We start from the raw sequence: 12,346 nt of genomic DNA, 5'->3' as shown, positions 1-12,346 counted from the left end.
CTCAATCGGATGCGGCGCGGCGCACTGACGCTGGCGGTCGCGGCGGGCTGCCTCGGGAGCATGGCGCCTGCCGTCCAGGCGCGCGACTTCTTCGCGCGCGCCGCGCCGGCTTGGGTGCAGAACGCCTCGCCGGTCATTCCGGTGTCGAAATTGCCGGTCGCGGCCGCGCGCCTGCTGGCCATCATTCGCGCCGGCGGCGAATTACCGTATGAAAAGGACGGCACCGTCTTTGGCAATCGCGAACGGCTGCTGCCACGACAGCCGCGCGGATATTACCGGGAATATACGGTTCCCACGCCGCGGGCACGAGACCGGGGCGCCAGGAGGATCGTCTGTGGAGGACCGCCGCGGACAACCGACGAGTGCTACTACACGGATGACCATTACAGCAGTTTCAAACGAATCCAGGGATGACAACGGTATGAGCGGCAACCATTCTGCGCACGACACCGTGGTCGCGGGCGATCTGTTCGGACGCAGCGATGTGAATCTTTTCAGGCGCGTGCTTTCGCTCCGCGACAACGCGCCTGAGCGCAAGCAGCCGGCGCCGTGCGCCCCCGAGGAAGCGGTGATCAACATTTTCAAGACGGTTCGACCCAACATCGTCCAGTCGATCCGCGCCTTCCGCGTGGTCGACCTGGCGGCCGAGGCGCAGCGCCTGGGGCAGCATTTCCTCTACGCGAACTGCGCGGCGGCGATGACGAAGGGGGAAGTCCTGGAGACCATTTCGAGCGCGTTTTTCTTTCCCAAGCATTTCGGCAAGAACTTCGACGCCCTGTACGACTCGCTGACCGATCTGGTCGCGAAATCCGGCGAACAGCCGGGCTTCGTGGTCGTGCTCGACAGCTTGCCGGCGGTGCAGAAGTTCGACAAGGAAGCCCGCGAGAACCTGCTCGACGTGTTTCGCGAAGCCGCCGAGTTCTGGGCCGAACGCCGCGTCACCTTCCGGGTCTTCTACTCCTTTCTCTGACCGGGGCCACCGGTCTTCGATCCACCGGCTCTGCCAACGCCTGCGGCTTCACGGGCGGTTCTACCAGCCGCCCCAGCGGCCGGCGAGCGCGGCGAGCAGTGCGATCCCCGCGGTCTCGGCACGCAGGATGCGGGGGCCGAGAGACAACGGCGTGTAGCCGACTTCCCGTGCCCGGGCTTCCTCTTCGGGCGACCAACCGCCCTCCGGGCCGATCAGCAGACGCACCCCGACGGGGGGCGGCGTCTGCGGCAGATCGGCGAAGCGCAGCGTGGCGCGCGGCGAGAGCAGCAATCGCAGAAGCGGCCCATCCGTCCGCGGCGGAGCGTCGTCGGCAGGCGATGGCACGGACGGCGGTGGCGCAGGGGCGGCCTCGCGCGTCTCGGCGTCGAGCCATGCCTGAAAGCCGCTCGGCGCGGCCACCTCGGGAACCACGTCGCGCGCGCACTGTTCGCATGCCGCCCGCACCAGTGCCTGCCAGTGCGCATGGCGGCGCAATGCCCGCTCTCCGGACAGACGCACGACGCTACGCTCGGCCAGCAGCGGCACGATCCGGCTCACCCCCAATTCCACCGCCTTTTCGATCAGCCAGTCCATTTTCTCGTTGCTGGCCACGCCCTGCGCGAGTTCGATCCGGTAGGGCGGTTCCGTTCCGCTGGATGGCAGGGCGTCGCCCAGCGTCGCCATCGCGTGTTTCTTGCCCAGGTCGGCCAGCGTCGCCGCGTGCGCGGCGTCCACGCCATTGAAGAGCGTGAGCGCATCGCCCGGTTTCAGGCGCAATACCTGCAGATGGCGCACGACGGTGTCGGGCAGCGCGAGCGATGCGCCGCGGCGCAGGGGACTATCGATGAAAAATCGGGGCATGGCGGATCGGTTCGGACAACGCACAGGAGCCAGGGGCGGGTGGCGCGAGATGGCGGCAGTTTGCCACGAATCGCCCGTCGCCGGCCGGCCGCGAGCGTGGGACGCACCGGCCCGGGCCCGGCGGATATTGCGTCGTGCCCCCGCGCACGCCAGGGTATTTCGCCGGTTCGATCTGATAGAATGATCGGCCCGGCGGGTGCGCGCATTCGACGCGGCGCGTTACGTGCCCGACGACGTGGCGCCGTGTTAAACGACCGGGTGCCCGGGCACCCGCGCCGCCGGCGCGCGGTCGTGCCGGCGGCGCATTCCCGCCGCATCACCGTTGCATCGCTTTCCTGTCGCCTTTTTGCAATTCGCGCCGCTCGGGAGACGGACGGCGCCAGCTCTCGATAAAATGACCATTCAGATCAGCCGCCGTCAGACCACGCCCATCGCCAACGCCATTCGTTTCCTGGCCATGGACGCGGTCGAGCAGGCGAATTCGGGCCATCCCGGCATGCCGATGGGCATGGCCGAAATCGGCGTCGCGCTGTGGCATCGCCATCTGCGGCACAACCCCGCGAACCCGCACTGGCCGGACCGCGACCGTTTCATCCTGTCGAACGGCCATGGTTCGATGCTGCTGTACGCGTTGCTGCATCTGACCGGCTATGATCTGCCGATCGACGAGCTCAAGCAGTTCCGGCAACTGCACAGCAAGACCCCGGGTCACCCGGAAGTCGGCATCACGCCCGGCGTCGAGACCACCACCGGCCCGCTGGGTCAGGGTCTGGCGAACGCAGTCGGCATGGCGCTCGCGGAGAGCCTGCTCGCGACCGAGTTCAATCGCCCCGAGGCGACGATCGTCGATCACCACACCTATGCGTTCGTCGGCGACGGCTGCCTGATGGAGGGCATTTCACACGAGGTGTGCTCGCTGGCCGGCACGCTCGGGCTGTCGAAGCTTGTCGTGCTGTACGACGATAACGGCATATCGATCGACGGTCATGTCGAGCACTGGTTCGGCGACGACACGCCGAAGCGCTTCGAGGCGTACGGCTGGCATGTGGCGCCGGGCGTCGACGGACACGACATCGATGCGATCGACGCCGCGATCCGCGCCGCGAAGGCGTCCGGCAAGCCCTCGCTGATCTGCTGCCGGACGACGATCGGCCACGGCTCGCCGCAGATGGCGGGCACGCATGGTATCCACGGCGCGCCGCTCGGCAAGGACGAGATCGCCGCCACGCGCGAATCGCTTGGCTGGCCGCATGTGCCGTTCGAGCTGCCGCGCGAGGTGTACGAGGCATGGGATGCGCGGGACAAGGGCCGGCAGCTTGAAGACGCGTGGAATACCCGCTTCGGCGCCTACCGGGCGGCCTACCCCGAACTGGCGGCGGCCTTCGAGCGTCGCATGCGGGGCGAACTGCCGGCGAACTGGCCCGATGCCGCCGCGGCGATCATCGCCGACGCGGTGGGAAAAGGCGAAACCATCGCCACCCGCAAAGCCTCGCAGCAGGTGATCGAGGGCCTGGCCGCGGCGCTGCCCGAACTGCTCGGCGGCTCGGCGGACCTGACCGGCTCGAACCTCACCAACTGGAAGGCCGCGACGCCGGTGCGCGCCAGCGCCGAGGGCCTGCGCGGCGGCAACTACGTCAACTATGGCGTGCGCGAATTCGGCATGAGCGCGGCGATCAACGGCATCGCGCTGCATGGCGGCTACATCCCGTTCGGCGGCACCTTCCTCACGTTTTCCGACTACAGCCGCAATGCATTGCGCGTCGCGGCGCTGATGAAGGCGCGTTCGATCTTCGTCTTCACGCACGACTCGATCGGCCTGGGCGAGGACGGACCGACGCACCAGTCGATCGAGCATGTCGCCAGCCTGCGCATGATTCCGCAGTTCGACGTCTGGCGTCCGGCCGACACCGTCGAGTCCGCGGTGGCCTGGACGCAGTCGATCGAGCGTCAGGGCCCGAGCGCGCTGATCTTCAGCCGCCAGAATCTGCCGTTTCACGCCCGCTCGGATGCCCAGATCGCGGCGATCGCCCGGGGCGGCTACGTGCTGATCGACTGGAACGAGGACATTCCGGCGCGCAAGGTGATCCTGCTTGCGACCGGTTCCGAGGTGGGGCTGGCAACCGCGGCGGTCGAGGCCCTGCAGCAGGTCGGCGTCGGCGCGCGCGTCGTGTCGATGCCGTCGACCACCGTGTTCGACCGGCAGGACGCGGATTGGCGCGAGCGCGTGCTGCCCAGGGGCGTGGCACGCGTGGCGATCGAGATGGGCGTCAGCGATTTCTGGCGCAAATACGTCGGCCTGGAAGGCGGCGTGGTGGGCATCGATACCTTCGGCGAGTCCGCTCCGGCGGGCGCGCTTTTCAAGCACTTCGGCTTCACCGTCGACAATGTCGTGAAGACGGTGAAAGCGGTGCTCGACTGATTTTTCAAGCGATAGGAGACGTACCATGACGGTTCGCGTTGCAATCAACGGCTACGGCCGCATCGGCCGTAACACCCTGCGGGCGTTTTACGAAGGCGGCAAGAAGCATGACATCGAGATCGTCGCCATCAACGATCTCGGCGATGCCAACACCAATGCGCATCTGACGCAGTACGACACCGCGCACGGCCGCTTTCCGGGCACCGTGTCGGTGGAAGGCGAGTACCTGGTCGTCAACGGCGACAAGATCCGCGTGCTCGCGAACCGCAACCCGGCCGAACTGCCGTGGGGCGAACTGGGCGTCGACGTGGTGCTGGAGTGCACGGGCTTTTTCACCACCAAGGAAAAGGCCAGCGCGCATCTGAAGGGCGGCGCGAAGAAGGTCATCATTTCCGCCCCGGGCGGCAAGGATGTCGACGCGACGATCGTCTACGGCGTCAACCATCAGGTGCTGAAGGCCGAGCACACGGTGATCTCCAACGCGTCGTGCACGACCAACTGCCTCGCGCCACTGGTCAAGCCGCTGCACGAGAAGCTGGGCCTGGTGAGCGGTCTGATGACCACGATCCACAGCTACACGAACGACCAGGTGCTGACGGACGTCTATCACGAGGACCTGCGCCGCGCGCGCTCGGCCACGCACAGCATGATCCCGACCAAGACCGGTGCGGCATCGGCGGTCGGTCTGGTGCTGCCGGAGTTGAACGGCAAGCTGGACGGGTACGCGATTCGCGTGCCCACGATCAATGTCTCGATCGTCGACCTTTCGTTCGTCGCGGCGCGCGAGACGTCGGTCGACGAGGTCAACGCGATCATGAAGGAAGCGGCCGAGGGCCCGTTGAAGGGCATTCTCGAGTACAACACCGCGCCGCTGGTATCGGTCGATTTCAACCACAACCCGGCATCCTCGACGTTCGACGCGACCCTGACCAAGGTATCGGGCAATCTGGTGAAGGTGTCCAGCTGGTACGACAACGAGTGGGGCTTCTCGAACCGGATGCTCGACACGACCGTCGCGCTGGCCAATGCCAAATAAGACTGCATAAGGCCGGGTAAGGTCGATCAAGACGCCGCAACGCAATGCGCGGCGGGGTCTTGCAGGCGGCGCCCGTCTTCCCCGTTAGAATGCGGTGGAGGACGGGCGCCGCTGTCGTTTCAAAGGGGAAAGCGTGCCGGAAGGGCGGGTGAGGCGCCGCGCTGCGGTCAGTCGTCAACCAGGGGGATCACGCGAAAAGAGTCAGGCGAAAAGGGCGACGGCGCGGGGGGCGGACTCAGCCTTTCTTGTGCGGGCAGTTCTCGCGCATGCATGTGCCGTACAACGCCAGCGCATGCTCCTGAAGCGCGAAGCCGCGTTCCTGCGCGATGCTTTTCTGACGCCGTTCGATCTCCTCGTCGACGAATTCCTCGACCAGCCCGCAATCGATGCAGACCAGATGATCGTGGTGGGACTTCTTCAGTTCGAAGACCGCCTTGCCCGATTCGAAATTGGAACGCGACAGCAGGCCCGCCTGCTCGAACTGCGTCAGGACCCGGTACACCGTGGCCAGGCCGATATCGAGTTCTTCCTGCAACAATTCACGGTAGACGTCTTCCGCGGTCAGGTGTCGGCCTTCGCTGTTCTGGAAGACGTTGAGGATCTTTACGCGCGGCAGCGTCGCTTTCAGTCCTATGCTTTTGAGGTCTGAGGGATTGGTCATCGCCGATTCTGCCTAGAGTACAATACGAGGCCCCCATAATAATGGGTTTTTCGCGTTACCGGATGAATCGGAACGAAACGGCTTCAAAGATGAGGTGCAATGACTTCGATCAAGCATACGACGCGCCGGGCGGCGCCCCGCCTGGCGGCGCTTACCGCTGTTCTCGGTGCGTCGCTACTGGCCGCATGCTCGAGCTACAACGGCCTGACGGGCCGGATCGCGCAGCACATTACCCCCTATCGCGTGACGATCGTGCAGGGTAATTTCGTGTCCAGTGAAGCCGCGGCGAAGCTGCATGTCGGCATGACGCGGGAACAGGTGCGCGGCGCGCTCGGTACGCCGCTGCTCGTCGACATGTTCCATCCGGAACGCTGGGACTATGTCTTCTATTTCAGGCGCGGCTCGACGAAGGTCGTCGAGCAACGCGATCTGGTGGTCCATTTCCAGGGTGATACCGTCACCGGCTGGACGGGCGCCGAGGACCTGCCGTCGGAGCAGGAACTGATCGCGATGATCGACGGCGATCGCCGTGAAAACACGCTCGTCAGGCAGAAGCGCTCGTCCGCGACAGACGCGGCGCAGGATCGGGCGGCGGACGCCGCGGGCCAGACGCCCATGGGCCAGACAGCCAGCGCGCCGGTGGCCGCCAGCGGCGTCGAACCCGCGAACCGGCGGGCGGCGGACACGGCCAACCAGCGGCTCGATGCCGCGCAGCCGCAAGCGACGCCGCGCGGCATGCTGCGCAACGCACCGCAAACGGTGGTGCGTTCCGGGCCGCAATCCGCGGTGCAGGGCGCGCCCGAGCCGCAATTCCAGTTCACGACGCCCAGCCACCTGCATCCCGCCTCCGGCAGTTCGTCGCTGGCGCAGCCGCCCGCGGTGGACGGCGCCGCGGCGCCCAGCCCCGCCTCGTCGGCGCAGTAACGGCAGCGGTCGATTTCCCAGGCACGAAATCTCATGAAAATTGCAATCGCCGGCGCTTCGGGCCGGATGGGCCGGATGTTGATCGAGACGGTCCTGAACGACGCCGCATGCGAACTGACGGGGGCGCTGGCGCCTGCCGGCAATGCGGCGCTGGGCCGCGACGCGGGTGCGTTTCTCGGCCGCGACACGGGCGTCGCGATTTCCAGTGACGTCGCCGCGGTTCTCGCGAACGCGGACGCGCTGATCGATTTCACGCGCCCCGAGGGCACGCTTGCGCATCTCGCGATCGCGCAACGGCTGGGCGTGGCGATGGTGATCGGCACCACCGGTTTTTCCGCCGAGCAAAAAACGCGGATCGAGGCGGCCAGCCGGACGATACCGGTCGTCTTCGCGCCCAACATGAGCGTGGGCGTCAACGTCACGCTGAAGCTGCTCGACACCGCCGCCCGCCTGATGGCGACCGGATACGACATCGAGGTGATCGAAGCCCATCACCGGCACAAGGTGGATGCGCCCTCGGGCACCGCGCTGGCGATGGGCGAGGTCGTCGCGCAGGCGCTGGGCCGCGATCTCGCGAGCTGCGCGGTCTACGGCCGCCACGGCGTGACCGGCGAGCGCGATCCGTCGTCGATCGGTTTCGCCGCGATCCGCGGCGGCGACATCGTCGGCGACCACACGGTGCTGTTCGCCGGTATCGGCGAACGTATCGAGATCACCCACAAATCGTCGAGCCGCCTGTCGTACGCGCAGGGTTCGCTGGTGGCGTCGCGGTTCCTGGCGGGCAAAGCGCACGGCCTGTTCGACATGCAGGATGTCCTCGGGCTGCGGTGAGGTGTGCTTGACGCAGTCATCATGAACCCAGTGAGGTTTTGAGCGATGCCGGGTGTGCTGCATTATCTGCAACAAGGCGATGGCGTGATCCGCGGCGTTGCCGGCCTGCTGCTGGCGATGTCCGTCCTCAGCTGGTGTCTGGCGCTCGGCAAGGCCTGGATGCTCGCGCGCCTGCGCCGCCGTTCGCGACGGGCGGTCGAGGGTTTCTGGCATGCCGATTCCGCGCCGGCGGGCATCGCCGTGCTCCGCCGCATCGATACGGAAGCGGTGCTCGCGCCGCTGGCGCAGGCCGCGTTCGCCGCGGCGGTACCGGCAGTGGAGGCGGCGGGCACGCTGGGTGGACAGGTCGAGCGCGGCGAGCGGGTGACGCGCGCATTGCGCACCGCGTTGCTGGCCGCGCAGCGCCGTCTCGAGGCGGGGCAGACCTGGCTGGCGACGATCGGCAGCGTCGCGCCCTTCGTCGGCCTGCTCGGCACGGTCTGGGGAATCTATCACGCACTGCTTGGCATCGCGGCCAGTGGCCAGCCGTCGCTTGCCGATGTCGCCGGCCCGGTGGGCGAGGCGCTGGTGATGACGGCGCTGGGCCTGGCCGTCGCGATCCCGGCCGTGGTCGCCTACAACCTGCTCGGGCGGCAAGTGCGCGCGCAGGGCGAGGAACTCGACGGCTTCGCGCGCGATCTCCACGCCTGGCTGAGCGGCGCACCGCTCGCCCCGGCCGTGACCGCTGCACCGGGGGCGGTGGCCGCCGCGCAGGGCGTGCCGGAGGCGGACGATGGCCTTCGGTAGTTTTGATCCAGCGTCGCGCCAGGCGCGGCCGCCGGTGCTCGCCGAGATCAATATGACGCCGCTGATCGACGTCATGCTGGTGCTGCTGGTGATCTTCATCCTGGCCGCGCCGCTGTTCGCCCGATCCCTCGCGCTCGACCTGCCGAAAGCGCAGGTGGCCGCGGTCCCGCCGTCGACCGCGCCGGTCATCGCGCTCGCGATCGATCGCGCCGGCCGGCTGTCCTGGAACGGCACCGTCATCACCACGGCGGAACTCGCGCGTCGCCTGCGCGACGCCGCGGCGCTTACGCCCCAGCCCGACATCGCGTTCAGCGCCGACCGGACCACGCCGTACCAGCGCATCACCGACGTCATGGCCGCCGCGCAGCGCGCCGGAATGAGCCGTTTCGGCTTCGTGGTGGCGGGCGGCGGCTAGCGCCCGGGCGTTGCCGCGTGCAGTCGCGGTATGCGCTACCGTATGCACCGCTGCATGCACTGCTGCATGCACGGCCTTTGCGCCGCGATTTTCGCTGTTCTCTCACTGTATAATCCCCGTTTCTCCTCTCCGTTTCCCCCTCGTTCCCGCCGGCCAGCGGCATCCGTCCGCATCGGTTTGAGCGTCACGACGCCATCACACGCCATGCAAGAGAAATACGTTCCCGCCGAAGTCGAATCCGCCGCGCAGCAACACTGGCGCGAGATCGACGCCTATCGGACCGAAGAGCGCAGCGACAAGCCCAAGTTCTTCTGCGTCTCCATGCTGCCCTATCCGTCGGGCAAGCTGCACATGGGCCATGTCCGGAACTACACGATCAATGACGTGATGTACCGCTACCTGCGGATGAACGGCCACAACGTGCTGATGCCGATGGGCTGGGATGCGTTCGGCATGCCCGCGGAGAACGCGGCGATCGCCAACAACGTGCCGCCGGCGAAGTGGACGTACGACAATATCGCCTACATGAAGAAGCAGATGCAGGCGATGGGTCTGGCGATCGACTGGTCGCGGGAGATCGCGACCTGCAGCCCCGATTACTACAAGTGGAACCAGTGGCTGTTCCTCAAGATGCTGGAAAAAGGCATCGCGTACAAGAAGACCGGCACGGTCAACTGGGATCCCGTCGACCAGACCGTGCTCGCGAACGAGCAGGTGATCGAGGGGCGCGGCTGGCGCTCCGGCGCCCTGGTCGAGAAGCGCGAGATCCCGATGTACTACCTGCGCATCACCGATTACGCGGACGCGCTGCTCGACGACCTGGAAGGCCTGGAGTGGCCGGAACGCGTCAAGGTGATGCAGCAGAACTGGATCGGCAAGAGCTTCGGCGTGAACTTCGGTTTCCCGTACGAGATCGACGGCGAGCAGCGGCAGCTGCGCGTTTTCACCACGCGCGCCGACACGCTGCTGGGCGTGACCTTCTGCGCGATCGCCGCCGAGCATCCGCTGGCGACCCGGCTCGCGCGGGACAGGCCCGAACTGCAACCGTTCATCGACGAGTGCAAGAGCGGCAGCGTCGCCGAGGCGGACATGGCGACCGCCGAGAAGAAGGGCATGGCCACCGGCTTCTTCGTGCGTCATCCGCTCACGGGCGCGCCGGTCGAGGTCTGGATCGGCAATTACGTGCTGATGGGGTACGGCGAGGGTGCGGTGATGGGCGTGCCGGCGCACGACGAGCGCGATTTCGCGTTCGCGCGCTGTTATGGCCTGCCGATCACGCAGGTGGTCGACGTCGACGGCCAGACGTTCTCGACCGAGCGCTGGCAGGAGTGGTACGCGGACAAGACGCAGGGCCGGCTGGTGAACAGCGGCAAGTACGACGGGCTGGCGTTCGCCGCGGCCGTCGACGCGATCGTCGCGGATCTCGCCGCGTCGCATCTCGGCGAGAAGCAGACCACCTGGCGTCTGCGCGACTGGGGCGTCTCGCGGCAGCGTTACTGGGGCACGCCGATTCCGATCATCCACTGCGCGCAGTGCGGCGACGTGCCGGTGCCGGAAGACCAGTTGCCGGTGATTTTGCCGGAAGACCTGGTGCCGGACGGCAGCGGCAATCCGCTGGCGAAATCCGCCGCCTTCGTCGATACGACCTGCCCGAAGTGCGGGGCGGCGGCCAAGCGCGAAACCGACACGATGGATACCTTCGTCGATTCGTCGTGGTATTTCTCGCGCTACACCTGTCCGGACGCGGCGACGATGGTCGACGCGCGCACCGACCACTGGATGCCGATGGACCAGTACATCGGCGGCATCGAGCATGCGATCCTGCATCTGCTGTATTCGCGGTTCTGGACCAAGGTGATGCGCGATCTGGGCCTGGTGGGCTTCGGCGAGCCGGCCAAACGCCTGCTGACCCAGGGCATGGTGCTCAACGACACCTTCTACCGCGAGGACGCGTCGGGCAAGAAGACCTGGTTCAACCCGCTCGACGTCACGGTGACGCACGACGACAAGGGGCGTCCGGTGGGGGCGACGTCCGTCGGCGACGGCCAGCCGGTGGTGCTCGGCGGCGTCGAGAAGATGTCGAAATCGAAGAACAACGGCGTCGACCCGCAATCGCTGATCGATTCGCACGGCGCGGACACGTCGCGGCTGTTCACGATGTTCGCCGCGCCGCCGGAGCAGCAACTCGAATGGTCGGGCACGGGCGTGGAGGGCGCGAGCCGTTTCCTGCGCCGGCTCTGGGCCTTCGCGCATGCCGAGCGCGAGACGATCGTGTCCGCGCCGGACTTCGCGACGGTGGACCCGAGCGCGCTCGACGACGCGCAGAAGGCCTTGCGGCGCGAGGTGCATGCGGTGCTGAAGCAGGCGGATTTCGATTACCAGCGCATCCAGTACAACACGGTCGTGTCGGCCGCGATGAAGATGCTCAAGGCGATCGAGGCGGCGCGCGACGCGGTCCTCGCCGGGCCGCACGGCCCCGCCGTGCTGCGCGAATCGGTCGGCATCCTGCTGCGCGCGCTGTACCCGGTGGTGCCGCACGTGACGCACGCGCTGTGGGAAGCGCTGGGTTACGCGGTGGGGCTGGGCGGTCTGCTGGATGCGCCCTGGCCCCAGGTCGACGCCGCCGCGCTCGAAATGGCCGAAGTCGAACTGGTGCTGCAGGTCAATGGCAAGGCGCGCGGCACGCTGAAGGTCGCGAAGGCGGCGAGCCGCGAGACGATCGAGGCGGCAGCGCTCGCGCACGAGATGTTCGCGCGTTTCGGCAACGGTCAGGCACCGAAGAAAATCATTGTCGTCCCAGGTCGCCTGGTCAATATCGTCGCCTGATCCATCCGTTGACACGAGGGAAGCGTGAAGAAAAATCTGATTCGAGCGATGCTGGTCGTCGTCGCGTCGCTGTTGCTGGGCGCGTGCGGTTTCCAGTTGCAGGGCAACCACGATTATCCGTTCAAGCGTCTGTACATCGCGGGCGGCACGCCGGAAATGACCGCGTACATGAAACGTTCGATACAGGGCGGCAGCGACACGGTGGTGCTGGACACGCCTGCGGGTGCCGATGCGACGCTGACGATGGTGTTCGGGCGGGGGCAGAGCGCGATCAGTTTCAACGTCGACGGCGTCGTGCAGGAGTACGTGCTGACGGCGACGGTCAATTACAAGCTGACGGGATCGAACGGGGCGGAGTTGATCCCGCCGAGCGGTCTCAGCGTGAACCGGGCGATGTCCTACAGCGATACGTATGCGCTGGCCAAACAGAGCGAGGCGGTGATCCTGAACCGCGACATGGACAGCGACATCGCGGATCAGATCCTGCGCCGTCTGGCCGTGGTCAGGACGATGGACCCGGCGGAATCGACGGTGCCCAGCGTGCGTTCGCGCGCGCCGTTGCCGACGCCGCCGCTGTGATGCGCGGCGCGCTGGCGGTCGCGGTGCCGCGCCCGGGC

12 protein-coding genes are annotated in these 12,346 nt (G+C 67.0%); 10 read left to right on the top strand and 2 right to left on the bottom strand.

Annotated elements, in window-relative coordinates; all coding sequences use genetic code 11:
* The first annotated feature begins 60 nt into the window (after nt 1–60).
* The gene (locus tag OVY01_RS17065; RefSeq protein WP_267848881.1) at nt 61–414 is read left to right on the top strand and encodes a ribonuclease; all 354 of its coding nucleotides are present in this window, start codon (nt 61–63) and stop codon (nt 412–414) included.
* A 7-nt stretch (nt 415–421) separates the two neighbouring features.
* Nucleotides 422–970, top strand: a complete 549-nt coding sequence (locus OVY01_RS17060) for a barstar family protein (protein WP_267848763.1) — start codon at nt 422–424, stop codon at nt 968–970.
* 60 nt (nt 971–1,030) lie between these two features.
* On the opposite strand, the gene OVY01_RS17055 is transcribed toward OVY01_RS17060, so the two are convergent.
* Nucleotides 1,031–1,831, bottom strand: a complete 801-nt coding sequence (locus tag OVY01_RS17055) for a 16S rRNA (uracil(1498)-N(3))-methyltransferase (protein WP_267848762.1) — start codon at nt 1,829–1,831, stop codon at nt 1,031–1,033.
* A 394-nt stretch (nt 1,832–2,225) separates the two neighbouring features.
* Between OVY01_RS17055 and tkt the strand changes: the two genes are divergently transcribed.
* Entirely contained in the window at nt 2,226–4,250 is a 2,025-nt protein-coding gene (gene tkt, locus OVY01_RS17050) for a transketolase (RefSeq protein WP_267848761.1), read from the top strand.
* A 25-nt stretch (nt 4,251–4,275) separates the two neighbouring features.
* Nucleotides 4,276–5,286, top strand: coding sequence for a type I glyceraldehyde-3-phosphate dehydrogenase (gene gap / locus OVY01_RS17045; protein ID WP_267848760.1), 1,011 nt, complete (start codon nt 4,276–4,278; stop codon nt 5,284–5,286).
* Nucleotides 5,287–5,521: 235 nt separating this feature from the next.
* Here the strand turns inward: gap and fur are convergent, their stop codons facing one another.
* Nucleotides 5,522–5,947 carry a ferric iron uptake transcriptional regulator gene (gene fur, locus OVY01_RS17040; RefSeq protein WP_267848759.1) on the bottom strand — a complete coding sequence of 142 codons (426 nt, stop codon included), beginning with the start codon at nt 5,945–5,947 and terminating at the stop codon, nt 5,522–5,524.
* A 99-nt stretch (nt 5,948–6,046) separates the two neighbouring features.
* On the opposite strand from fur, the gene OVY01_RS17035 reads away from it, so the two are divergent.
* The 6 genes from OVY01_RS17035 (at nt 6,047) to OVY01_RS17010 (ending at nt 12,308) form a co-directional block, all read left to right on the top strand.
* A complete protein-coding gene (locus tag OVY01_RS17035) occupies nt 6,047–6,871 on the top strand; it encodes an outer membrane protein assembly factor BamE (RefSeq protein ID WP_267848758.1) in 825 nt (274 codons plus the stop codon).
* A 33-nt stretch (nt 6,872–6,904) separates the two neighbouring features.
* The gene (gene dapB, locus OVY01_RS17030; protein ID WP_267848757.1) at nt 6,905–7,702 is read left to right on the top strand and encodes a 4-hydroxy-tetrahydrodipicolinate reductase; all 798 of its coding nucleotides are present in this window, start codon (nt 6,905–6,907) and stop codon (nt 7,700–7,702) included.
* Between the two features lie 45 nt (nt 7,703–7,747).
* Nucleotides 7,748–8,488, top strand: coding sequence for a MotA/TolQ/ExbB proton channel family protein (locus tag OVY01_RS17025; RefSeq protein ID WP_267848756.1), 741 nt, complete (start codon nt 7,748–7,750; stop codon nt 8,486–8,488).
* Nucleotides 8,475–8,903 (top strand): ExbD/TolR family protein, encoded by a 429-nt coding sequence (locus tag OVY01_RS17020; RefSeq protein WP_267848755.1) that lies wholly within the window; start codon nt 8,475–8,477, stop codon nt 8,901–8,903. The genes OVY01_RS17025 and OVY01_RS17020 overlap by 14 nt, the downstream gene beginning before the upstream one ends.
* A gap of 204 nt (nt 8,904–9,107) precedes the next feature.
* Nucleotides 9,108–11,729 carry a leucine--tRNA ligase gene (leuS, locus tag OVY01_RS17015; RefSeq protein WP_267848754.1) on the top strand — a complete coding sequence of 874 codons (2,622 nt, stop codon included), beginning with the start codon at nt 9,108–9,110 and terminating at the stop codon, nt 11,727–11,729.
* Between the two features lie 24 nt (nt 11,730–11,753).
* Complete coding sequence (locus OVY01_RS17010) at nt 11,754–12,308, top strand: LPS-assembly lipoprotein LptE (RefSeq protein ID WP_432422270.1); 555 nt, start codon at nt 11,754–11,756, stop codon at nt 12,306–12,308.
* Nucleotides 12,309–12,346 lie beyond the last annotated feature (38 nt).

Origin of the sequence: Robbsia betulipollinis (assembly GCF_026624755.1) — a bacterium.
Taxonomy (GTDB): domain Bacteria; phylum Pseudomonadota; class Gammaproteobacteria; order Burkholderiales; family Burkholderiaceae; genus Robbsia; species Robbsia betulipollinis.
This window is presented reverse-complemented; position numbering and strand designations above follow the sequence as displayed.

What these genes read in the sequence shown, in the direction of transcription:
- OVY01_RS17020 (WP_267848755.1), top strand. Translation starts at nt 8,475, where the DNA reads ATGGCCTTCGGTAGTTTTGATCCAGCGTCGCGCCAGGCGCGGCCGCCG.
- OVY01_RS17060 (WP_267848763.1), top strand. Translation starts at nt 422, where the DNA reads ATGAGCGGCAACCATTCTGCGCACGACACCGTGGTCGCGGGCGATCTG.
- gap (WP_267848760.1), top strand. Translation starts at nt 4,276, where the DNA reads ATGACGGTTCGCGTTGCAATCAACGGCTACGGCCGCATCGGCCGTAAC.
- OVY01_RS17025 (WP_267848756.1), top strand. Translation starts at nt 7,748, where the DNA reads ATGCCGGGTGTGCTGCATTATCTGCAACAAGGCGATGGCGTGATCCGC.
- leuS (WP_267848754.1), top strand. Translation starts at nt 9,108, where the DNA reads ATGCAAGAGAAATACGTTCCCGCCGAAGTCGAATCCGCCGCGCAGCAA.
- OVY01_RS17035 (WP_267848758.1), top strand. Translation starts at nt 6,047, where the DNA reads ATGACTTCGATCAAGCATACGACGCGCCGGGCGGCGCCCCGCCTGGCG.
- fur (WP_267848759.1), bottom strand. Translation starts at nt 5,947, where the DNA reads ATGACCAATCCCTCAGACCTCAAAAGCATAGGACTGAAAGCGACGCTG.
- OVY01_RS17065 (WP_267848881.1), top strand. Translation starts at nt 61, where the DNA reads ATGGCGCCTGCCGTCCAGGCGCGCGACTTCTTCGCGCGCGCCGCGCCG.
- tkt (WP_267848761.1), top strand. Translation starts at nt 2,226, where the DNA reads ATGACCATTCAGATCAGCCGCCGTCAGACCACGCCCATCGCCAACGCC.
- dapB (WP_267848757.1), top strand. Translation starts at nt 6,905, where the DNA reads ATGAAAATTGCAATCGCCGGCGCTTCGGGCCGGATGGGCCGGATGTTG.
- OVY01_RS17055 (WP_267848762.1), bottom strand. Translation starts at nt 1,831, where the DNA reads ATGCCCCGATTTTTCATCGATAGTCCCCTGCGCCGCGGCGCATCGCTC.